This window comes from Evansella sp. AB-rgal1, assembly GCF_041820985.1.
Classification (GTDB): Bacteria; Bacillota; Bacilli; order Bacillales; family Salisediminibacteriaceae; genus Evansella.
This window is the reverse complement of sequence record NZ_JBGUAU010000010.1, coordinates 47,328-71,294: the sequence shown is the minus strand read 5'-3', so window position 1 is coordinate 71,294 and position 23,967 is coordinate 47,328. Positions and strand designations below refer to the sequence as shown.

The 23,967-nt window shown below is 36.5% G+C and carries 21 protein-coding genes and 1 riboswitch; of the genes, 17 read left to right on the top strand and 4 right to left on the bottom strand.

Annotated elements, in window-relative coordinates; genetic code table 11:
* The first annotated feature begins 206 nt into the window (after window positions 1-206).
* The 10 genes from ACERII_RS10310 to ACERII_RS10265 all read left to right on the top strand — a co-directional run bounded on the left by ACERII_RS10310 (window position 207) and on the right by ACERII_RS10265 (window position 9,428).
* The gene (locus ACERII_RS10310; protein ID WP_373642103.1) at window positions 207-590 is read left to right on the top strand and encodes a GntR family transcriptional regulator; all 384 of its coding nucleotides are present in this window, start codon (window positions 207-209) and stop codon (window positions 588-590) included.
* Window positions 587-1,477, top strand: coding sequence for an ATP-binding cassette domain-containing protein (locus ACERII_RS10305; RefSeq protein ID WP_373642101.1), 891 nt, complete (start codon window positions 587-589; stop codon window positions 1,475-1,477). The genes ACERII_RS10310 and ACERII_RS10305 overlap by 4 nt, the downstream gene beginning before the upstream one ends.
* A complete protein-coding gene (locus tag ACERII_RS10300) occupies window positions 1,474-2,241 on the top strand; it encodes a hypothetical protein (protein ID WP_373642099.1) in 768 nt (255 codons plus the stop codon). Before ACERII_RS10305 ends, ACERII_RS10300 begins: the two co-directional genes overlap by 4 nt.
* A gap of 1,080 nt (window positions 2,242-3,321) precedes the next feature.
* Entirely contained in the window at window positions 3,322-4,101 is a 780-nt protein-coding gene (locus tag ACERII_RS10295; protein WP_373642098.1) for a fumarylacetoacetate hydrolase family protein, read from the top strand.
* A gap of 229 nt (window positions 4,102-4,330) precedes the next feature.
* Window positions 4,331-4,413: riboswitch (cyclic di-GMP riboswitch) on the top strand.
* A 248-nt stretch (window positions 4,414-4,661) separates the two neighbouring features.
* Complete coding sequence (locus tag ACERII_RS10290) at window positions 4,662-5,756, top strand: ABC transporter substrate-binding protein (protein WP_373642096.1); 1,095 nt, start codon at window positions 4,662-4,664, stop codon at window positions 5,754-5,756.
* The gene (locus tag ACERII_RS10285) at window positions 5,749-7,482 is read left to right on the top strand and encodes a diguanylate cyclase (RefSeq protein WP_373642094.1); all 1,734 of its coding nucleotides are present in this window, start codon (window positions 5,749-5,751) and stop codon (window positions 7,480-7,482) included. Before ACERII_RS10290 ends, ACERII_RS10285 begins: the two co-directional genes overlap by 8 nt.
* A gap of 49 nt (window positions 7,483-7,531) precedes the next feature.
* On the top strand, window positions 7,532-7,774 hold the full coding sequence (locus ACERII_RS10280) for a hypothetical protein (protein ID WP_373642093.1): 243 nt from the start codon (window positions 7,532-7,534) through the stop codon (window positions 7,772-7,774).
* A gap of 71 nt (window positions 7,775-7,845) precedes the next feature.
* A complete protein-coding gene (locus ACERII_RS10275) occupies window positions 7,846-8,055 on the top strand; it encodes a hypothetical protein (protein WP_373642091.1) in 210 nt (69 codons plus the stop codon).
* Window positions 8,056-8,329: 274 nt separating this feature from the next.
* On the top strand, window positions 8,330-8,821 hold the full coding sequence (locus tag ACERII_RS10270; protein ID WP_373642090.1) for an RNA polymerase sigma factor: 492 nt from the start codon (window positions 8,330-8,332) through the stop codon (window positions 8,819-8,821).
* A complete protein-coding gene (locus ACERII_RS10265) occupies window positions 8,811-9,428 on the top strand; it encodes a zf-HC2 domain-containing protein (protein WP_373642088.1) in 618 nt (205 codons plus the stop codon). Before ACERII_RS10270 ends, ACERII_RS10265 begins: the two co-directional genes overlap by 11 nt.
* Window positions 9,429-9,459: 31 nt before the next feature.
* On the opposite strand, the gene ACERII_RS10260 is transcribed toward ACERII_RS10265, so the two are convergent.
* The 3 genes from ACERII_RS10260 to ACERII_RS10250 all read right to left on the bottom strand — a co-directional run bounded on the left by ACERII_RS10260 (window position 9,460) and on the right by ACERII_RS10250 (window position 12,756).
* Window positions 9,460-10,581 carry an ABC transporter permease gene (locus ACERII_RS10260; RefSeq protein WP_373642086.1) on the bottom strand — a complete coding sequence of 374 codons (1,122 nt, stop codon included), beginning with the start codon at window positions 10,579-10,581 and terminating at the stop codon, window positions 9,460-9,462.
* Window position 10,582: 1 nt separating this feature from the next.
* Window positions 10,583-11,512, bottom strand: coding sequence for an ABC transporter ATP-binding protein (locus ACERII_RS10255; RefSeq protein ID WP_373642084.1), 930 nt, complete (start codon window positions 11,510-11,512; stop codon window positions 10,583-10,585).
* A 374-nt stretch (window positions 11,513-11,886) separates the two neighbouring features.
* Window positions 11,887-12,756: an AraC family transcriptional regulator gene (locus tag ACERII_RS10250; protein ID WP_373642082.1), complete on the bottom strand. Its 870-nt coding sequence runs from the start codon at window positions 12,754-12,756 to the stop codon at window positions 11,887-11,889.
* A 109-nt stretch (window positions 12,757-12,865) separates the two neighbouring features.
* Here ACERII_RS10250 and ACERII_RS10245 point away from each other — a divergent pair, with 109 nt between their 5' ends.
* On the top strand, window positions 12,866-13,978 hold the full coding sequence (locus tag ACERII_RS10245) for a glycoside hydrolase family 88 protein (RefSeq protein ID WP_373642081.1): 1,113 nt from the start codon (window positions 12,866-12,868) through the stop codon (window positions 13,976-13,978).
* A 139-nt stretch (window positions 13,979-14,117) separates the two neighbouring features.
* Complete coding sequence (locus ACERII_RS10240) at window positions 14,118-15,266, top strand: DUF2264 domain-containing protein (protein ID WP_373642080.1); 1,149 nt, start codon at window positions 14,118-14,120, stop codon at window positions 15,264-15,266.
* Window positions 15,267-15,584: 318 nt separating this feature from the next.
* Here the strand turns inward: ACERII_RS10240 and ACERII_RS10235 are convergent, their stop codons facing one another.
* Window positions 15,585-16,106, bottom strand: a complete 522-nt coding sequence (locus ACERII_RS10235) for a GNAT family N-acetyltransferase (protein WP_373642078.1) — start codon at window positions 16,104-16,106, stop codon at window positions 15,585-15,587.
* A 497-nt stretch (window positions 16,107-16,603) separates the two neighbouring features.
* Between ACERII_RS10235 and ACERII_RS10230 the strand changes: the two genes are divergently transcribed.
* From ACERII_RS10230 to ACERII_RS10210, 5 genes are all read left to right on the top strand, one after another.
* Window positions 16,604-17,482 (top strand): ABC transporter permease, encoded by an 879-nt coding sequence (locus ACERII_RS10230; protein ID WP_373642258.1) that lies wholly within the window; start codon window positions 16,604-16,606, stop codon window positions 17,480-17,482.
* A complete protein-coding gene (locus tag ACERII_RS10225) occupies window positions 17,482-18,351 on the top strand; it encodes a carbohydrate ABC transporter permease (protein WP_373642076.1) in 870 nt (289 codons plus the stop codon). The genes ACERII_RS10230 and ACERII_RS10225 overlap by 1 nt, the downstream gene beginning before the upstream one ends.
* A 114-nt stretch (window positions 18,352-18,465) precedes the next feature.
* Window positions 18,466-20,049, top strand: coding sequence for a type 2 periplasmic-binding domain-containing protein (locus ACERII_RS10220; protein ID WP_373642075.1), 1,584 nt, complete (start codon window positions 18,466-18,468; stop codon window positions 20,047-20,049).
* Between the two features lie 86 nt (window positions 20,050-20,135).
* Window positions 20,136-21,461: a Gfo/Idh/MocA family protein gene (locus tag ACERII_RS10215; RefSeq protein ID WP_373642073.1), complete on the top strand. Its 1,326-nt coding sequence runs from the start codon at window positions 20,136-20,138 to the stop codon at window positions 21,459-21,461.
* A gap of 185 nt (window positions 21,462-21,646) precedes the next feature.
* Window positions 21,647-23,959, top strand: coding sequence for an AraC family transcriptional regulator (locus ACERII_RS10210; protein ID WP_373642072.1), 2,313 nt, complete (start codon window positions 21,647-21,649; stop codon window positions 23,957-23,959).
* Window positions 23,960-23,967 lie beyond the last annotated feature (8 nt).

The following is a 23,967-nucleotide window of genomic DNA, read 5'->3' as shown; positions in this document are numbered from 1 at the left end:
AGAAAATTTAACTTAACTAAGCGCCGCCTAAAGTATAAGGGAAACTAAGGCTTCGCCATTAAGGACTTGGAGATAAGGCATTTTTTTCTAATATTTCGTTATACGAAGGAAGCAGGGGAACCGTCCCCAATGCTTCCTTTTTGGCTTGACAAATTCCTGAAAGGTTATATGCTTATATATATAACTATATGTGTATAGAGGTGGTGATGTCGTTGGTTCATCCGTTTCATGACAAGAAGCCGATCTTCATGCAAATTAAGGAATGGATTGAGGATCAGATTGTAAAGGGTCAGTTAAAGGAGCATGATCAAATTCCTTCAACGACACAGATGGTTCAATTTTATAAGGTGAATCATATTACGGTTTCAAAAGGAATTAATTTGTTGGTAGATGAGGAGATTATTTATAAGAAGCGGGGTGTTGGGATGTTCGTTGCAGAGGGTGCGAGAGAAATGCTAGTGGAGAGCCGAAAGTATGTGTTTGAGGATGAGTTTGTTGTGCCGATGATTCAGGAGGCGGAGAAACTTGGTTTGTCGGAGCGAGAAATTACGGACATTATCAAACGGTTGAAAGGAGAGCGGTTATCATGAGACTGAATGTTGAGGCGAAAAATGTAGGGGTGAAGTTGAAAGATACCGATGTGTTGAAGGATATTTCGTTTACACTTGAGCATGGGAAAACGTACGGACTACTAGGACGAAACGGAGCAGGGAAAACGAGTTTGTTGTCGTTGTTAGCATCCTATCGGGATCCGTCATCTGGAGAGCTTTTAATCGGTGGGGAGGATCCGTTTGAAAATAGGATGGTGATGCCACATGTAGGTTTTGTCTATGATACCGATTATAGTGACGAAGATGAAAAGGTAAAGGGTTATTTGGAGTTTGCGGAGAGGTATCGTCCTTTCTTTGATCGGGAATATGCGGAAGAGTTGGCGAGGCGTTTTAAGGTTCCTTTGGATAAGGCGATATCGACACTTTCTAGTGGGAAGCAGTCGGCGTTGAACTCGATATTGGGGTTGGCAAGTAGGACACCAGTGACGATTTTGGATGAGGTATATTTAGCGATGGATGCCCCGACACGGGAGTTGTTTTACCAGGAAGTGATTGAGGAGCAGGCACGACATCCAAGGACGATGATTCTATCAACCCATTTGGTATCGGAGATGGAGTATTTGTTTGATCATGTTTTGTTGCTTCACGATGGTCAGTTGCTAATTGATGAACAGTATGACGCGTTTATTAGTCGTGGTGCATCGGTTATTGGGGCGTCTACGTCCGTCGATTCGTTTGTAGCAAGTATGGGAACTGGGGTTAAGAAATTGAAAACTCAGCAGCTTGGAGATACAAAATCAGTGATGGTATACGGCGAATTAAGCGATGAAACTCAGTTGGAAGCGGCGAAACTCGGTTTAGATGTGGGGCCAGTTTCTCTTCAGGAATTGTTTATACACTTAACAGGCGAGGAGGATAAGGTATGAGTGGTATAAGTGGTGTGAATCGTGGGTCTGGTCGGGAAGTAGGTTTTCTTAAGGACGCCTCTACTGCGGTTAAGGTATCTAGTGATTTGTTTTTTACGCAAATGAAGTGGGCTATATGGTTCGTCGGGATTGTCTTTGTGGTCTCTCTCGTTATTCCTAGGTTTGTGACGGATGTGGATCATATTCATTTCCTTGCGTTTATTTTTCAGCCAACGAAAATATTCATGTTGGTAATTGGAATCTTGTCGTGCTTTGCATTTCTAGGTTATTACGTTGGGAATGGGATTACGAGAAAGGATTATTTTATAGGAACGGTTGTTGGAGCTGGTGGGGTAGTGATTGGTATAATGGCGATAGCTAGTGTCTTACAAGGTGTCCTCCTTCTTGTTGGAATGGTTACGACCTACGTGCCGAATACGAGTCATGGTGATGTTTTAGGTACGGAATCAGTTTGGTTGGTGCCGTTTGTAGGATATAGTTTATCAGGGCTTGCGTACTTTGTGGCCGGCTGGCTTATTAGTATCGGATTTTATCGGTATGGTGGTATTGGCGGAGCAATTTCGATTATTTCTGCGATAATATATGTTGGTCTGACGGATATGGGTTGGGAAAGGGGCAGTTCATTGCAATTCTTTGGATTTATTCAGATTCCTCTACCTGATCTATCGCTTCCTTTTGCGATGGTTACAACAGTTGTGCTGCTGGTGGTAGGTCTGTGGGTCATTCGTAGATTAACGAAACGAGTCCCCATAAAGATTGAATGATTGGAACACAGGGGGGAACCGTGAATCTATCAAAGGACCTCGCTCCATTAGAAAAACGACTAAATGAATAGAAGATGAATTAAAAGTCCTTCATGAAAAAAGTAGAGTGTTGTGAGAAAGCATCGTAGAAAAAGGTGGCTGTCACCTAAAGCATTTATGCATTAGGCGCCAGTCACCTTTTTTAGGAATCAATTCCATAAAAATACAACCTCTAGATAATAATGTGATATTATATAGTGAACTATACAATATTTGGTAGGGTGGTAGTAATTGAAAATAAAAAGAGACATATGCTTTTACTATGTTGCCTAGTACCCATTGTTTTCTTGCTCCACCGAAGGGAGAGTTCTTTGTCCAGAATTACTTGGTGAATCAGAAGGACGTTATTCTGTTAATATAGTTCATACTATATTAACGATTCTAGAGGAAACACTTTAATGACCGCCGGAAGCAAGAGAACCGTCCCCACTGCTTCCTTTTTTTTGTCATCATTGTTAGTCTACCTTTCCCTCACCATCGAGGTCTGGGAGAAACTAATAGATAAATCAGGAACATGCTGAGATTACATAGTGATAAGGTCGCATCTATTAATATGGTATTTGGCTGGGGAGGGATCATCATAAATTCAACTAATCTTATTAAACTTTTGACAATTGTAGATAATTTCCGAGGAAATATTCTACCTTTCATTGGGTTAAATTTAATCATTAATTACATATATCAACTCGATCGAAAAAGTGGAAAGGATAAAACGTTCAGAGTAAGTAAAACAATAGTAACTATTCTTAGTATTTTTGCTATAGCATGCTTTTTGATTAATTAGTATTGGTGTTCCATACAACAGGAATGAAGTGAATGGCCCCAGTGGATAAAAAAGTATGGTGCTGTAGACAAGTGTTGCCTTTAACCGCTCCTTTGAGGAGTACCAATAGGTATGTTCCCTTATTTCGTTCCTTTAAGGAAACTTGAGAACCCACTCCTTTTTTGAATAATCATGAAGAAAGTGTAACTAAAGAAGGGGGGATTGATGATATAGTAGTATTATAATGTAAGATTCTAATTTTAGGAGATGAAACTGAGATGAAGTTTACTAGATTTAGCAATGGTTCAAGTGTTCTTCAAGGTGTTATTGAAATTGAAAATAATGTTATCAAAGAGATATCAGGTGATATGTTTGAAGCGTGGGAATTTACAGGTGAAACATACTCGTTACAAGAGGTTAAGCAACTATCACCACTAGTGCCAAATAAAATTATTGGTATCGGAGCAAATTATGTATCTAAAGTAGAAGAAATACCAGCGACACTACCTGAAATCCCAGTTTTTTTCTTTAAACCTACATCTTCCGTAATCGGTCCTGAAGATGAAATTGTGATCCCTCATTCTATTGACGAGGTTAAATTCGAATCTGAGCTGGCTGTTGTCATTGGAAAAGATACAAAGAATGTTGCCGAAGAAGATGTTTTAGACTATGTATTTGGATATACCGTGGGGAATGATGTTACAGCACCTCAATTTTTCCGTGAAGACGGACACTGGATAATAGGGAAGTCATTTGATACGTTTACTCCATTAGGCCCTGTTATAGAAACAGAGTTAGATCCATTTAACGTAAGAGTGGAAGCAAGATTAAATAATGTGGAAAAGCAAAACAGTGCAACGGAGTTAATGATTGTTCCCATTCGAAAGATGATATCGTATCTTTCTAGTGTAATGACGTTAAAAAAGGGAGATGTCATTTTAACGGGGAGTCCTCTAGGGGCTGAATTTGTCTCTGCTGGTAATACGATAGAATGTGAAATAAAAGAGGTTGGAACGCTTCGTAATACATTTATTTCAGAAAAGAAAAAGACTCAGTAAAAATTACAGTGAATTAAAGTGTTAATTTGTAACCTAAATATTTTGAAAAGGGAGCTAATATTAAATAGCTTCCTTTTTTGTATTACTTCGCTAACCGAAGGAAGCAGTAGGAACCGTCCCCACTGCTTCCGGAAATAATCATTTTTTTACAGTTACATAGGTAAAAAGTTCTATTTAAATTCTTGTAGTTATAGTAAAATATTAATATAACTAGGAATTAGATAAATATGCACGAAACTGGCAAACCTGATGAAAATCAGGGGCGCAAAATCACAGGCCTAAGGGTAAAACTATGGTGGCTGGATCGCCGAACGCATCATGCTATGGGTGAGAAGCGGCTATTTATTGAAAGCGGCTTCTTTTTTTGTTTGGGTTTGGCTTCACTCGCTGCACATTCAATAGGGCAATAACTGGCTTAAAAGATATCTTGACTACACTTATTGCTACGAGGGTTTTGATAAAACTCACATATTCTAATAAAGACCATCTGTAGCAACATTCAACTAAGATTAACCGTTGCCATTACAAAAATAGAGGGCACGATGGGAGGAGAAATTTAAATGATGCGTGTAATAGAAAATAGAATTTTTATCCTTGTATTATTCATCTTTTTTATAATCATCGTATCTGGGTGTAGGGACGATTTCGAGGAATATACTCCTGTAACTGTGGAAATGGAGAGTGGGTCAGAGGAGGGGGAGAATAAAAGCTTCAAAATACTTCATGTGATGAGTTATCATACTCCTTGGGAATGGACGGAAACACAATACCAAGGATTTCAGGATGCTCTGGAAGGAATAGATATCGAGTACAAAGTTTTTGAAATGGATACGAAAAACTTTAGTACAGAAGAACAAAAGAAGCAAAAGGGAGAGGAAGCAATAGCACTAATAGAATCTTGGCAACCAGATTTATTATTTACTGGTGATGATGACGCACAAGAATATGTGGCTAGGCATTATACCAATACTAATCTACCGATTGTTTTTACAGCTGTAAACGAAGATCCGGCAGTTTATGGATATGATAATGCTTCAAACGTAACTGGTGTATTAGAGCGAGAACATTTTCTTGAGAATCTGCGACTGATGAAGGAAATCGTACCAGATGTTGAGAAAATCGCTGTTATTTTTGACGAGGATCCAATGTGGGGCCCTGTTAGAAAGAGAATGGATAGTGCTATTGAAAATATAGAAGATATATCATTTGTATCTTGGGATTATATAAATTCTTTTGAAACGTATAAAGAGAGAATCATAGAACTGCAATCAGAGGTGGATGCGATTGCATTGTTAGGAATATTTACATTTGAGGATAGTAATGGTCAAAATGTTCATTATCGAGACGTGTTAGAATGGACAGCAGAAAATAGCAAGTTACCAGACTTTAGTTTTTGGAAGGATAGGGTAACGTATGGTACGTTATCTGTTGTTAGTGTTTCAGGTTATGAGCAAGGAAAAGAAGCTGGTTTATTAGCTAGGCAAATACTGGAGGATGGAAAAAGACCCGATAGTCTACCTATTCGTACTTCTATGAAAGGAGAACCATTAATTAGCTTAGCTCGTGCAGAGGATTTAGGTATTCAAATTAAAAGTAAGACATTATTAAGTTCAAGGGTTGTTACTAGTTATGGATGGGTAACAATCGATGAATAAATTAAAAAACAAGATACTATTAGTACTCGTTGCGATTCTGTTAGTTACAATAGGATCAAATAATTTGGTTAGTGGTTTTTTCTTCAGTAAAGAGTACAGTAAGTCAATGGAAAGAGAAATGTATCTTATCGGACATGATGTGAAAAAACAACTGGAAAGAATATTATCATTAGGGATAAATATTAATGATGTATTTCAGTTTGAGGAGATATGTAAAGAAGTGGTTGAAAAATATCCTGAAGTTTCCTATGCATTTGTTTTTGATCGAAATGGGAAATTGTTGTTTCATAGTAACTCGAAAGAAATTCCTCAGGTAGAATTTAATAGGGATATATTTGATACAGCATTAGAGAACAATCTCGAATCTCCAATTGATATAGTGGTGGGGAATAAAAGTTACTCCGCTGCAATAGTGCCTGTATTGAATGATGTAAATGTAGAACGTGGGGCAGTAATTATTGCCGTTCCTGAAGACTATATTTCAGAAAAAACGGATGAACTTTTTTGGTATTCGGTACTTCAGGGGGTTTTCTTTTTTGCTGTATCTCTTTTATTATTGGCTACTATTCTTGCCTATTGGGTTACCAATCCATTGAAAAAGATATTATTAACGATGTCCGATGTTCGCAAAGGGAACTTGGATGCGAGAGTAACGATTCAATCGAAGGATGAATTCGGTATGCTCGGGGATTCGTTAAACCAAATGCTTACGAAAATTAGAGATTTAATGCAAGAACAGGAAAGGGCAAATAAGTTACAGATTGAATATGCTTCTGAAAAAGAAAGAAGCCGTATATCAGAATTATTAAGACATGCAATGTACATGATCAGTTCTACCTTGGATGAATCTAAGGTACAACGTCTTATATTAGAGCACTTGAAGCAAATTGTTCCTTATTGCCGGGCAAGCTTATGGATGTATAAAAATGGTGATATAGAATGGATAATCTCAAGTGAAGCAAAATGCATGGAAGAAGAAGTAAGTGAAAGTAAAATACAGACTTATATCAAGCAACTAAAACAAGATTCTCACCCTATCATCGTCAAGCAAGGCGATCAAAAAAATAATTATACGATGGTTGTTCCTATTTACCTCCACGATTCTTTCGTTGGAATGGTTTTATTGGAAAGGAAAGAAATAGATTACTCTAAGAGTGAATCAGAGATAGCGCTCACATACATCAGCCAAGCAAATATCGCAATAGATAATGCCATAATGTATCGAAAAATGGAGAAAATGGCTGTTACAGATGAATTAACGGGGCTTTATAATCGTAGATATTTTTACCGAAAAGCAAAGGAAGAGTTTGAAAATGCACGGGAATTTGGAGATCCTTTTTGTCTTATTTTATTTGATGTAGATTATTTTAAGAAGATAAATGATCAATATGGACATTTTGTTGGGGATGAAATACTACGTAAGTTTGCGAATATTGTCAAAGACACTATTCTTTCAGGGCATGTCCTCGCTCGTTTTGGTGGAGAGGAATTTGTATTACTGATGGCCAAAACTACCGTGGAGGAAGCAATACATTTCGCAGAGAATTTGAGATTAACTATAGCTAATCATCTATTCGAAACGGAGAAGGGAAAACTTCAAATTTCATTAAGTATCGGAGTAACAGAATCACAAGAAGGAGATAAAGTAGAAGATATTCTGCACAGGACTGATGAAGCTTTATACAGTGCAAAAGAGGCAGGGCGAAATTGTGTGGTTGTTAAATAATGAAAAAAGGGAACGAAAGTATATAAGGAAGCAGTGGGGACGGTTCTCCGTGCTTCCGATTCGACAAATTGTTAGTATTCAGGCGGTAATTGTTAGTATTCATGCTATAATTGTTAGAAAACCCACGTTAATTGTTAGTATTTATTGCACAATTGTTAGTTTTGCCATTTATCTAGTATATAGGAACCCTGGAATAGTACAAAAACTAGTTCAGACCGTTCGACTAAGTGTAAAAACCTATAAAAACAAATTGAAGGAAGCATCGGGAACGGCTCTCGGTGTTTCCACTTGATAAAATAGAGTCAATTATGATGGTGCCTTGAAGGCTGTAAGAAATTATAAATATAGAAAGAGGTGGTACATGTGAGCGAATGGGAGGCGATTATCGTAAATGACCCAGATGATGATTATAACTTAGTAATAGAGCTAGAGTTAGATGATGATTGTGTTGGAGTCATTAGAAAACGGAGTGGGAAATTAGAAGTAGTTTTTCTTACGTCAATGGATAACATAGCAATTCCTGGAGATTGGTTGGCAGAGATTCTAAACAGAGCAGCAGTAGAATTAACATAGTGAAGCAGGGAGCAGTTATGTTCCCTGCTTTCGTTTCGATAAAGCCCCTAATTCTTCGTATTTTCTCTCTCATAATGAAATCCCCCCTTCATGTTGTAACGTATTGTTCAACTATGAACGTAGTTTTGTTTAATAAAAGACTATAATAATACTAGAATGAAGTGATAGATAACTATAGGAGAACAGTTTCTATTTGATCCTAGACAAAAAAATTATTTTTTATTGTAACGAATTCTTGTTTTTCCGGATATATAAAGTGAAAGGGGGAAAAGCCATGGAGGAAATTTCTGAAATATATAATGAATATGCGAATGAAGTTTTCAAATATCTAATGTGTCTTTCTCATAATTCGGATTTGTCAGAGGAACTAACACAAGAAACATTTTATCAGGCTGTAAAATCGATCGATAGATATAATGGCGAGTGCAAAATGTCTGTGTGGTTATGTCAAATAGCGAAGCATTCCTTTTATAAATATTTAGAGAAGGAAAAGAAAAATAGGAATCATACGTCAATAAGTAATTCAGAAATCACTTATATTTCTCCTGAAGATGAATATATCAATTCGATAGATAAGATTTCCTTATATAAGATAATTCACTTGATGGAAGAACCATTGAAAGAAATTGTCCTACTTCGTATATTAGGTGGGCTTAGTTTTAAAGAAATAGGAGAAATTCAAGGGAAGAATGAAAACTGGGCAAGAGTGAATTTCTATAGAGCAAAAGTAAAACTTAGAGAGCGAGGTTATAACCATGGATCATAAATGTGAGATTGTTCGTGATTTATTGCCTACCTATATAGACGGTCTTTGTAGTGATGAAAGCAAGGAATTTATTGAAAACCATATAAATGATTGTCAGTCGTGTAAGGAAATACTCCATGATATGAGAGCTGAAGTGTCTTTAACAGACGAAAATGAAAAACTTACTAGTCTAAAAGCGAAAAAGCCATTCAAAAAACTAAGAAATCGTCTCATTTTTTCCATTAGTAGTGCTTTCATCCTTTTGGCAATTCTGTGTGGAATCTTTGTTTATGATTTTTTAAACAAGGCTAATCCTGTTGCTACTAATGAACTCTTCATTCAAGAAGTTGAAGTTGTTGGCGAAACATTAACTATTGTCGGTGATACAACAAGTAGTGCACTAGGCTTCCATGGTTATGAATTTATGTATAGTGAAGATGAAGAGACCCTTTATTTTATTCCAAGATATCAGCTTGTAAACAAACACTATTCTTCTGGTAGATTTGAAATAAGTCATGATTTTGGTGACAACCAACGTATGGATACCTTTGACATATCAAACATGAACCAGATATTTCTACAAGGGAAAAGTTCTGACGATAGAAAGTTGATTTGGGAAAGAGAATAGAAAACAGTGGGGATTTAGTCCCCACTGCTTTCTACCTTGTTTCTACAATAGACTTCGTTTTATAAAACCAAGATCCAAGGACATATGCAATGACGCCCCAAAGCATCATGATTCCAATACCAATCCAAACGGAGGCGTTGAAGATACTACTGGAATAGACCATTGCTTCCCTCAATCCTTCCACGAAATATGTTAGTGGGAGGATGTTGGAGACTGGTTGGATCCACTGTGGCATTGTTTCAATTGGGATGAAAACACCGCTCAAGAACATCATAAGGAAGCTTGTAATATTGGCGACTCCCATATATGCCTCTGTTGTTTTACTGAACGATGAGAAAAAGTAGCCTAACGCATTAAACGAAAGTGCGCCAACGATGAACACAACGAGTAGTGTTGGGAAGTCAATGTATAGTTTTGCCCCAAAAATGAACACACCTATGAGTGATAGTAAAACAATTTGAATGATACTAAACACGAAACGCATGATCATATCACTTAACCCAAAAATGTTCATATTCGCTGGTGTCATTCGTAATCGCTTGATGAGCCCTTTGCGACGCATTTCCACTAAATCTACCATTCCAAATAACCCACCTTGAGCGATCGCTAATGCAATCATCCCCGTTAAGAGGAAATCCGTAGCGCTTAACTCCATATTTCCAGAAGTGATGGATTCAATTTCTAACTCATAAGTAGGCGAGGCCCCAACAGCATAAAGATTCGCTTGTTGAACAAACTTATCGAGCATTCCTGATAAAGCTTGTGTCGTTACCCCGTTTTCATTCTCTTTATTTACAAGAAGTAAAAGAGTGGTCACATCTTCTGTTTCTGGTAAAACTATGGCTGCGTGAACATCTTGCTCTTTTACAAGTTCATCGGCTTCTTCTCGATTAACCGTTCCATCACCTTCTATTACTAAAACGGGAATTTGGTTGATTTGTTGTAGTAACATTTCTGATGTTGGGTTAGGATTCTCGTTGACAATCGCAACGGTAGCAGAAAACTCATCATCACTACCCGAAGTGAAAATAACCATAAAGATGACCATCAAGATGACAGGGAAGAAAATCCCCCAGAACCAAGCTTGCTTTTCCCGTAAAGTTAACTTTAGTTGTGTTAGAAACATTTGCTTAAATTGGCTCACATTTCGCACGTTAATCCCTCCATTCCTTACCGGTGAACGCAATGAAGACATCCTCCAAGCTCATCTCACGAATCGAAACTTGTTCAACTTTGTAATTCTTTTCTTTCGTAAAACCAAATAAGTCATACAACGTATCCTCTGGATTTGTTGACCATAGTTTTAAAGAGGAACCTTCTCTTTCGGTACGAACAACGGAATCTATGTTTTGCGAAAACACTTCTGCTTCCTCTGCTGCCGCGGCTCCATCGATAAAAGCAAGTCGTACTTCTCGTTCCTCGGTTAGCTTTGCAATAAGTGCTGCTGGAGTATCAAGCGTTACTATTTTTCCTTGGTCCACGATACAAACGCGATCACTCAGTTTTTCCGCTTCCTCCATATAGTGAGTCGTTAAAATAATCGTTTTTCCTAGTTTCTTTAATTCTAGAATAATATCCCAAATATTACGTCGTGCTTGAGGGTCTAGACCTGTCGTCGGTTCATCAAGAAAAATAATGTCTGGGTCACTAATCATCGCTAACCCAATTGCTAGCCGCTGACGCTGACCACCGGATAGTTTTTTCACATGATTTTTCCGATGATCCGTTAAGTTTACTAGTTTAAGAACCTCTTCTGTAGGTCGAGCCTTATCGTAAAACGTCGCAAATAAATCCAAATTTTCTTCTGGATTTAGGAGATCAAACATCGCACTTGATTGTGGCTGCACACCAATCATTTGTTTAATCGTTTTCGAGTTTTTCTCCCAAGTAAGGTTTCCAAATAAAATTTCCCCGTGATCGGGTGTAACAAGCCCTTCAATCATTTCGAGTGTTGTGGTTTTCCCAGCACCGTTCGGACCGATGATGGTAAACACTTCTCCCGCACTAACGGAAAAGCTAATCCCCTGTACCGCATGATTCTTACCGAATGACTTTTTCAAATCTCGTACATCTAACACACTCATTATCTCTCCTCACCTTCTAAACAAATTCACCAATCTGTATACGAATCGAAACTCAGAAATGTTTCACTAATTTGGAAGCAGTGGGGACGGTTCTCCTTGCTTCTTTTTCGACAAATTGTTAGTAATCATGCTTTAATTGATAGAAATCCTACGCTATATGTTAGTAATCATGCTTTAATTGATAGAAATGCTACGCTATATGTTAGTAATTATGCTTTAATTATGATCGAAATAAGGCGCAATTAGCTGAGCATATCTGCTCGTTGTGTCTTCCAAAGTTTCTTTATGAAATCCTCATTGTGGGGAGAAGACTATTGCAACTTTTTTTTCATGGGCAATTATAATAACTGCTTAATTATCCTCCATTTTTTACGTTAAATCGCTTGATGTGAAAGTCTATACTGGTGTGGTGTTGTTCCTATTGTTTTTTTAAACAAATGAATAAAATAAGACACATTTCCTATCCCAACTTGTTCCCCAATTAGTTCGACAGAGTCATTCGTCATTTGTAATAAGTGACATGCCTGCTTTACTCTACGTACAGTTAAGTATTCAGTTAGGTTACTACCAGTTTCTCGTTTAAAAATTCGAGAGACATAGGGTTTTGATAAATGAAGTTCATTTGCTAACTTTTCTAGGTCAAAGACTTCCATGTAATGCTCTTCGATCCATTGCATGATTGTTTCCGAATAACGAAGTGAACGTATTGTTTCATGCTGAAAAGACGTGTCTATTTCTAGAGTGTTCACACGGATGCAAGAGAGGAGTTGCATAAGAAAAAGCTGACAATCTTCCTCCCAATTATTTGTTTCAATCGATTGATTAAAAGCATCAAACATGTCAGCAATATAATGGGAACGATCTGAAAAATCGAAAGCTTGGTTTTCATATATTCCATTCTGGAGTCTATAAAACAAGGTATTAAGTCCGGGGAATACCTGTAGATTTTTTCCTTGGGATATATGGTCAAAATGTAAGATACTTCGTTCATAGGGGGTCTGATGAGATACTTCCACATGTACCTTATGTAACTGAAAGGGTTGGAAAAAGAAGAGCATCCCCGGTTTCAACTCATAAGTTTGTTGGTTAACAATAACACGTCCTTGACCACGATGTACGAATAAGAATTCACAGCCTTGGTGCCAATGGTAGAATCCTCTAAAGTCATGATCAGATATACGGCGATAAATCCATTGAAATGGCTTTACATCAAACAATATTGATTCAAATAAACGATGATTCATCATATCTCTCCTAATAGAACAACAGAATCATATTTTTAGTTATTATACTACAACTTTTATGTATTAAGCGAAGTTATACTTGATTTATAAACTCACAGGAGGGAAAACGATGTATCAGTTAAATCAAGAAGAGATAATAAAAAAACTTGAAGAAAAAGTAGAACGCATGATAGATCAGATAGGTGATAAATCGCCTCATGTAGCAAAAGCTGATGGAGTTTATGATGATATGCCACATTCATGGTGGACATCGGGCTTTTGGCCAGGTCTATTGTGGGTGCTTCATGATATGACAGGCAACGAGAAGCTTAAGAGTGCTGCATTGCATTGGGATGAGAAATTACAAAAGTGTTTTTCAGAGCATCCGAATGAATTGTATCATGATGTAGGGTTTCAATTTTTACTAACAGCTGTGATCAAACATGAAATCACCAATAGTGAGAGTAGTCTTGGAATAGGGTTGGAAGCTTCCAATTATTTAGCGGGACGTTTTAACCCAGTTGGGAAATTTATCCGAGCCTGGAACGGAGATAAAATAGGATGGGCCATTATTGATTGTATGATGAATCTATCTATATTATTTTGGGCAAGTCGTGTAACTGGAGATCCTAGATATAAACAAATTGCTACTCTTCACGCGGATACTACATTGCAGCATGGGATTCGAGAAGATGGATCTGTTTGTCATATTTTGTCATTTGATCCTGACACAGGTGATTTTATTGAATCAATTGGTGGTCAAGGAAACGCACCAGATTCTGCATGGAGTAGAGGAAATGCATGGGCGATTTATGGGTTCGCTAATACCTATCGACATACAGGAGATTCGCGATATTTAAATGCTGCCAAACGGGTTGCACATTATTTCATTGCTGGTCTTCCAACAGATTATGTTCCGTATTGGGATTTTCGATTAGACTCAACAGAAAATGAACCTAGAGATACTTCTGCAGCAGCAATTGCAGCTTCGGGGTTGCTAGAAATTGCTGAATCGGTACCTAGTAATGAACGTAGACTCTATTTAGATGCTGCAACAAACATAGTATCTTCTCTTACTAAAAATTATGGAACATGGGATCAACCAGAGCATCAAGGAATTCTAGTGGGAGGAACAGGACATAAGCCTGCTAATGATAATATAAATGTTTCACTTATATATGGTGATTATTTCTATATAGAAGCTATAGCTAAATTGAATAAGTGGGAGCGACGTATTTTTTAACAATTTGATAAGTGGTAATAGAGATAATTTTCATCTCTATTACCCTTTTGACCCTAACGTTCTTGCGAATAAATTGATTAAACACCTACAATTTTTTTAAAACGGAGCCTTTATAAAAACAAGAAAATGGGGGAATAAAATGTTATTACAAAATAACGACCGAAAGATTTGGTTGGACACCATGTTGGAAATAGCAAATCCCGTTCTGCTTCATTTGAAGAATAGAACATTAAAACAAGAAATGCCTGTAGAGATGAAAGAAGGAACAAATCGTGAGAAGTTTTCACATCTTGAGGCATTCTCTCGGTTATTAGTAGGAATGGCACCTTGGTTAGAAAGGGAATGTGAGGATGAACAGGAAGAAAACATTCGCTTGAAGTATGCTGAACTCACAAGAGCATCAATTGATGCAGGAACAGATCCCAAATCACCAGATTATATGAACTTTTCGGATGATTTTCAACCCATTGTAGATACTGCTTTTCTTGCTCATGCTATCTTGAGAGCACCTAACGAGTTGTGGGAAAAACTTGATGATAGGGTTAAACAAAATGTGATTCAAGCTATAAAAGCAACAAGAGCAAGAAAGCCAGTCTTTTCTAATTGGCTATTGTTTTCTGCAATAATTGAAGCATTTATGTACAAAGTAGGAGAAAAAAGCTGGGACCCAATGCGTATAGATTACGCGATCAAACAGGTTGATCAATGGTACCTGGGGGACGGGGTCTATAGTGATGGTCCAGAATATCATCATGATTACTATAACAGTTTTGTTATACATCCCATGTTAATAGATTTAATTGAAACAGTTGGAGATGAATATAGGGATTGGGCGGTACTGAAAGATGTGATCATAAAAAGGTCTCAAAGGTTTGCTGTCATTCAGGAGCGAACCATTTCACCTGAGGGAACATATCCACCAGTGGGTAGGTCTCTTGCCTATCGTGTTGGTGTATTCCATTCTTTAGCTCAACATGCACTTCGAAAAGATTTACCAAAAGAACTTCAACCGGCTCAGGTAAGGAGTGCTCTAACTGAAGTCATAAAAAGGTCGCTTTTGGCTTCAGGAACTTTTACGGAGTATGGATGGCTCACGATAGGTTTTTGTGGTCATCAACCAGGAATAGGGGAAGGGTATATTTCGACAGGTAGTCTCTATCTATGTACAGCAGGGTTTTTACCATTGGGGTTACCAAGTTCAGACCCATTTTGGAGTGATCCACCAATGGAATGGACCTCAAAGAGGGCTTGGTCAGGGAAAGAATTTCCAATAGACCATGCATTTTAATGTAGAAGCACTAGAAGCAATGGGGATGGTTCTCCTGCTTCCGTTTCATCAAATAGTTTGAATAAATTCGCGTTGTAAAAAGGCACGAAGATCATTCTTCGTGCCTATAAACATTACATTAGCTTTTCAACTACCGTTGTGAAAATTATATATACCAATAAATAATAAACCTATAACAAACAATAGAGCGATAATAGACCAATATTTTATAATTGCTTTTTCTATCTCTTGATTGGAAGCATAACTGCCAACTGCAATACCACACAATAGATAAAGTAGAAGCATACCTGAAATCTGGATTTCCCACGGAATATAAATTTAGACTGTTAAGAATGATGTGTCCATCCATCCGTACCCAATATCCTTATACTGAATTCCTTGAAGTTCTAAAGAGCCTTCTTTTACTTTCAAGCCTCCAAGTGATTCATAAAAGTTTATTGCTGAAATATTATCTTCGAGGACAAGTACAATAACCGAATTAATCCCATTTCTTTTTAGCTTTTTTATTACAGCAATAAATAAATCTCTTCCTATACCTTTCCCCTGATACTCTTCCAGCAGATAAATAGCGTAAATCTCACCTTTGTATAGTTGGTCATTCATACGCTCTGGACCACCAGAAGCAAAGCCAACAATTTTACCTGATATATCTTCAGCAACATAGATAAACTTGTTTTGGTTTGTGATTACACTTTTCTGGCGTTCTTCAGACCATTCAGAAGTGAGACTATCAATAAATTCTTGAGACACTATTCCTTTATAAGTTGTACGCCAACTATCAATATGAACCTTTGCTATCCTTGATAAGTCATCTAATGTTGCTAATCTAATTTTATACATAAGAAATCAGCTCCAAAACTATTATACTTTTAAATGTATGATCCACCGGTTTGCCACACAATGGCTATGTTATCAATAAAAAGATTTTAACATAAATGAAGCAATGGGGACGGTTCTTATGCTTCCTTCTAGTAACGAGAAGGAGATATACTACCTACACTTTTATATGCTTATCTTTTCAATCAACCATTTCCACAATGCATGAGCAATTCCCACAAAAAGCCGATAATTTCAGACTCTACCACAATCATTTATAACAAACACATCCTGTAAAGAACAAACTAATCCATTATTTTCTTCAGAAATAGGAATTGTAGACTGGTTACTGAAATGGACAATTGCTACTTTTAATCATAACTCGGTATAGTAATGCTAACAAAACAAACACAAAATCTTGCGGCAAAGGAGGTAGCACATTTGTGAGCCAAGTAAACACAGAAATGAAAGGGCATACAAAATTAGTTGTTCCAAAAAAAGAAAAATCATTATTAAGGAATATGAAGAAAAACTGGATGCTATATGTAATGATTGTTCCGGGTGTTTTATATTACATCATCTTGAAATATATACCTTTAATGGGAACAGTAATAGCATTTCAAGATTATCAGATTTTTAATGGTATTTTAGCAAGTCCGTGGGTGGGACTACAAAATTTCATTTTTTTATTTTCTTATCAAGATTTTTATAATGTACTGAGAAACACAATATTAATTGCTTTTTACCAACTGATCTTTGGATTTCCAGCTCCAATTATTTTAGCACTACTATTTAATGAAATAAGAATAAAGTTCCTTAAAAAATCAGTTCAGAGTTTATTTTATTTACCACACTTTTTATCATGGGTTATCGTTGGTGGAATTGTTTTCGAATTGTTATCATCACAAGGTGTAGTGAATGCTGTTCGAGAATGGCTCGGATTAGAAACGATTCTATTTATGCAAAAAGAAAGTTACTTTCGTTCTATCGTAGTACTATCAAGTATTTGGAAAAACGTTGGATGGGGAACAATCATCTATTTAGCTGCAATTACTTCTATTAATCCTAACTTGTATGAAGCAGCAGTAATTGATGGGGCAAACCGTTGGAAACAAGTGAAGCACATTACTCTTCCCTTAATGTTTCCTACTATCTTAGTTTTATTTTTACTTAATATCGGAAACTTCCTAGAGCTTGGATTTGACCAGATTTATAACTTATTGACACCTATGACATACTCCGTAGGTGATATTATTGAAACTTATGTTTATCGAGCCGGTGTATTGCAGGGGCAATACAGTTTAACAACAGCTATTGGATTATTCCAATCTCTTGTTGGATTTACGCTACTGTATATATTTAACCGACTCGCAAGAAAAACAGAACAGGGGTTATGGTAATGAAAAAATCATTTGGAGAAATTACTTTTGAAGTATTTAATTACACAATACTGATTTTGCTAGCTACAACAATGATTCTTCCGTTACTTCAACTTTTGGCAGTGTCCTTTAGCTCGCCTATCGCTGCAGATTCTAAACAAGTATTCCTTTGGCCAGTCGGGTTTACATTGGATACGTGGAATCACATTCTTCAAAATGGAGTACTCTGGAGATCATTTGGAGTAACAGTATATGTTACTGTAGTTGGAACATTATTAAGTATGCTTTTCACTGTATTAACAGCGTTTCCTTTATCTAGAAGAGATTTTATGCTACGTAAGCCAATAATGTTTGCGATTGTTATTACAATGATTTTTAACGCACCCATGATTCCTTTCTTCTTAACGGTTAGGGAGCTAGGTTTAATGAACTCATTATGGGCATTAATAATTCCTGCTCTAATAAGTACTTTTAACATGATTATTGTGAGAACATTCTTTATGGGAGTTCCATCTGGTTTGGATGATGCTGCAAAAATTGATGGTTGTAATGATTTTCGATTATTATTTCAAATCTACCTACCATTATCGAAGCCGGTACTTGCTACCATCAGTTTATTTTATGCAGTTGGATATTGGAACATATTTCAAACAGCGGTACTTTTCATACGGGATCCCAAATTATATCCACTTCAGTTAAGATTAAGAGAGTATTTCCAGGCTCCAGAAGAATTGGCTGCAGTAGATCTAATTATGAATGAATTAGCTTTTAATACAACAACATTGAAAGCCGCTACGATAATTTTCGCCACTGTACCTATCGTATTGGTCTATCCATATCTACAAAAGTATTTCGTTAAGGGCGCAGTACTAGGGTCGCTAAAAGATTAGTAGGAGACAAGATGTCTTCTTAAACCTATAATGTTTTTAGCTAGCAAGTTATGAAACCGATTACAAATCGGTTTGATATAATATTTCATTTTTATAAAACAAGGAGGAGAAAGAATGCCAAAATTTTCGGGGAAATTACTATTAGGATTATTTACTTTACTGTTTGTATTAGTAATCACAGTCGGTTGCAATAATACAAACACAGAGACAGGAACGCCGTCGGATAGTGGAAGCAATAATGATGTTAATAACGATAATGATGCTAATGATGGAAACGAAGTAGAAATGGAGCATGTTCGGGTTTTTAAAAGTCATTTATCTAAAGGCACACTGCCTGAAAGTGACGATCCACATGTCCAATATGTTTTAGGTGAGACAGGGGTAGAATACGAATTGTTAACTCCTCCTGCTGGTGCGGATGCTACCGAATACTTAAATCTAATGTTTGCTTCAGAGGATTTTCCTGATATTTTCCGTCCGATTGGTGGAATAGAAAGAACGTTAATACAACAGGGAGCAGCACTTCCTTTAGATGATCTTCTTCCAGTTCATGCTCCACATGTTTGGGAAAGTGTTCCAGAAGAGGCTTGGGATGTGGTGCGCTCAGCAACTCCTGATGGGAAAATCTATTACGTTCCAAAAGTATACCTAGTTCCAGAGCGAGCAGCCTTAATACGACAAGATTGGATTGATACGGTTGGTCATGATATGCCAACTACGGTAGACGAATATGTAGATTTATTAAGAGCTTTTCGTGACGAAGATCCAAATGGGAACGGTGAAAATGATGAACTTCCTACTTCAGGAAGAGAATTTGGTACATGGATGGACCACTTATTTGCTATCTATGGAGTTGCAATGTGGGAAGGAAAGCCTGAGTGGGATATTTATGATGGTGAAATCCAATATGCAGGAATCACAGACAACATGAAAGCAGCTATAACATTTATTCAACAATTATATGATGAGAAATTACTTGATAATGAAACTTTTTTGAATAAAGGTGATGTTTGGACTGCCAAAATTAATAATAACTTAGTAGGTAGTTGGTACCATTTACCTGCAAACTTACGTGATCGCCACAATGCAATGATTGAAAGCGGTGCTCCAGATGCGTATGTAGTTGGTATGCCAATGCCGAAAGCAGATGGATTTGAAGGGTTTATTACTCAAAAAAGTATGGGCGAACCCGAATGGATGATTCCAAAAGCATCGGAAGATAAAGCAGCCGCAGCATTACGATTACTAGACTTCTTCTATAACAGTGAATATGACGATTTTGTTCGCTATGGAATTGAAGGGGCACAACATAAAGTGGAAAATGGGGAAAAAGTTCTCATACCTGCTACTGATGATACGCCAATTGCATTAGGAATGAGAAATTTAACTACTCAAGAAGATATGGAAATTCGAATTTCAGAAACATTTCCAGAACATCAACAACAGATGGTTCGAGATATCTTTGTAGTAAGTACGGCTGATGCTAGAAGAATTGCTGGTGATGGGTTGCCTGCTACGGTATATGAAGGTTACCCGGATATTCAATCTCACAAACTATTCCAAGAGTATTTAACGAAGATCGTAATTGGTGAATGGCCAATCGAGAAATTTGATGAATTTGTGGATAGATGGTATCAAGCTGGTGGAGATAAGGTTACAGAACGAGTACAAGAATGGTATGACAGAATGAGTAATTAGGATTTAAGAAAAAAGGAAAGTGTTTCCCTTTAAGGGCAACACTTTCCTTCAATAATAATTCTTTTTTACTCAAAAAAAGGAAAGGAATGAATCTTGTGAAAAAAAGATATGCAATCTGTGGTGTTAGTGGTAGAGCGATTGGAATGTTTGCCAAACCTATCCTTACTACCTTTTCTAAAACATGCGAAATAGTAGGACTGCTAGATCAAGATCCTAAACGGTTTGAAGTATATCATTCAAAGCTACAGTGTCAAACTCCTATAGATACATATGGAGAACATGAATTTGATTTAATGGTTAAAGAAACAAAACCAGATGTTATTATCGTCGCTGGAAGAGATGATACTCATGCAAAGTATATTCTTTCTGCATTAGAACATGATCTTGATGTTATTACGGAGAAACCGATGGTAACAACAGGAGAAGACTGTCGTAAAATTCTAGAAGCGGAGAAAGGGAGTAAAGGAAAAGTAACGGTTACGTTTAACTATAGGTACACACCTATTCATACAAAAATTAAAGAGTTAGTGCAAGATGGGAAACTTGGAAGAATTACTTCGATCGATTTAAATTGGTACCTCGATACGTATCATGGTTCAAGCTACTTTAAAAGATGGAATAGAGACAGGGATCTATCTGGTGGTTTGTCGATACATAAATGCACCCACCATTTTGATTTAGTTAATTGGTGGATAACCCAAAAACCAGCAGAAGTATTTGCATATGGAGCATTAAACTATTACGGATCAGAAGGAGAATTAAATCCAAAGAAAGTTGATGGAAGACACTGTGGTACATGCAAGGATAAAAAGGACTGTTCTTATTACTCTAGGTGGAATTCACGACAAAAAAATATCCAGGTACCTGATGATCACCTAAATTCACTTACTGAGAAGAAGATTGACTTTCCTTATACAGATTATCGGCCAGATCAATGTATTTTTGATTCTGAAATTACAATTGAAGATACTTACACTGCAACGATTAAATATGATAAAGGTGCATTATTAAGCTATTCAGTAAATTTTTCATTGCCTTATGAAGGTTATCGTCTAGCGATAAATGGAACAAAAGGGAGAATAGAAACAATGGAATACCATGCTCCCGGAAGAACTCCGTTTCCGACGCCTGTTCAAACGATCGATTATTTCCCTTTATTTGGTTCAAAGGAAACCATCCACGTTGTCCATCAAGAAGGTGGTCATGGTGGTGGGGATCCACTACTATTAGAAGACCTTTTTCTAGGAGAAGAGGAGAATAAACCTTTCAAACATTTATCCGGGGCAATTGATGGAGCTTATTCCGTAGGAACTGGAGAAGCTGTTTGGAGATCGGTACTGGAGCACCGCCCAATTACGTTAAGGGAAGTACTTGGTTCCGTGGATATAGATGATCAAGCGAAAGTAAGATGATAATAATTTGAATATCTACCGGTAATTTCATAGAAAGCATAAAGGAAGAAGACGATATTTAATTTTTTAAAAGGCTAATCGAATGTAGGAAAAATTCGATCGGAAAAATATTAGAATATTTTGATACTTTGAATTACTAGAGGGGCTATGTGATATAATGGAAGGAAAAAAAGGAGGGACCCTTCATGCCCCAAAGGATGCAAAAGTGGATGAAGAATACCATTTCAAACACGGAAACTAGACTGGTACTCTTTATCACAATCGCTATATTTCTTATTATTCTTCTCGTGGGTATTACTTCTTACTATTCTTCCAAATCTGTGTTGCAAGATCAATTGAATGAACCACAGCAACAAATGCTACAAATTAGTATGAACTTAATAGATGAATATATTACAGATAGTAATAAAACAGCTATTAATATTGCATTAGATCCCCATGTAAATGAGTTTTTAAAAAGTAATAATCAGAACTCTTATTATAATATTACTAGAATATATGATTTGTTATCAACGATGATAAATAATTCTTCTTATATAAAAAGTATATACATTTATGATACAGAAAAAGATAGCTTTGTTTCCATGCCACAAGGCTTCAGTTCTAAGAAACTTACATTTATAGATTCAGAATGGGTCGACATTGCTGACGAGTTCGGTGATGAAAGAATGATTGTGAAAAAAAGAGTTATTCCAGAAGGGGCAAGGTCACGTAGCTCCGAAATCACTTTGTTTCGAAAAATAATGATGAATGGTGATTTAAGGGGAATTATTGCAATTAATCTAGAAGAAAAGGATTTGTTTTCAAAATTAAACCCTTCTCAAACACAAAACATGAATAGTATAAGGTTCATTACGGATGGAAATAATGAAATGCTTTATTCAGAAACAAATCAGTTTTTTGCGCAAGGAACAATAGATGAAATGATCACCAATTTACGTGAAAAAGGATTGCGCGAGATTGACTATGATGGAAATAAACTTCTTGGTAATATTATTCAGTCCCCTCTTACAGGGTGGAATTATGTGTCCTTCGTCTCTCAGGATAAATTGTTAGCAAAATCCAAGAAAATAAGAGATATTGTTTTTTCAGTATCGTTATTGGCTTTATTATTAGGATTCGTAACAATTTTCCGTATTAATACTGTTGCTTTCAAACCTATTCGTCGAATGAAGCAACTCTTTAAAGTAAAAGATGGAGAGATTGATCGTCATGATTTATTACACTTAGAAAACCTGACAGGTGATTTAATGAGTAATTACACAGATTTATCAGATCTAGTTAGAAAAGTAAAAACAGAAGCCGTATCCAAATTTTTTCAAGATATTTATACAGGTAATATGAATAGTAAAGAAGAAATTCACGAAAAGTGGGATGTGTATTTCCAAGGATGGGCTAAAGAACCTTATACAATTGCGATTATTTCTATTGATAATTACCCTAGATGGTTATCGAAGTTTCCAGAATCAGATCATTCCTTGTTAAAGTTTGCATTAACAAATATCGTTTCAGAGGTACTATCATCTAATTGGCGTAACGAGTGTGTAGATTTGGGTAAAGATAAAATAGTTATTTTACTTCAATCAACTGAGAAAAAAGCTTCGTTAGAAATCAAAATGTTGGAAGCGGTTTCAGTGATATCTCGAATGCTGGAGTTCAGTATTTCCATTTCTTTTAGTAATTCTCAATCGGATGTAGGAGCTTTGCCTCAAGCTGTGAAAGAAGCGAAAGATACTCTCGGACTTAGATTGTATAAAGGATATGGAAGTTTACTAACTTTCAATGAATTGACGAATCTTGATAAAAACGAAGTTACGATAAAAGAAGAATATATTAATAATCTAGCTGAGATAATCGAATCAGGGGATACATCAAAAGCAGTAAATATGGTTAGATCAATGATAGAGATTATTCGAGAAAAACAATGTATTCCTTTAAAAGTACTAGCTTTCATCGTGCGTTTAGAAGAACGTTTTCAGCACATGAATAAAACGAAAAAGGGAGAAGTACAGAATGAACAAGACATATGGAATAAATTAGAAACTATGGATTTAGTAGATATGGAAAAGGACATTGTAGAACTTGTTGATAGATTGGCAGAAAGCTCCCGATTGTCTCAACAGCAAAAGGAGTATGTTGTTTGTGAGCAAATGATAATGTACATGAAACAAAATTTGGATAAACAAATAGGAATTCCAGAGATTGCAGAATCTGTCAGTATTAGTGTTAGTTTAGCAAGTCAAATTTTTAAGGACATCATGAACGAAACGATTTATGGTTATTTTACAAAATTGAGGATGGACTACGCTGCTGAACTTCTTCTAAATACAGAAGAGAAAATGTCTACGATTGCAATGAAGGTTGGTTATCAACATGAGAATAGCTTTATTCGTGTATTTCGTAAATATAAAGATGTAACTCCTGGTAAATATAGAGAGATGACGAAATATAGAAAGAGTTCCGAAGAGAATACTTCAAAAGATCGATTAATTAAATGAGGTGGAAC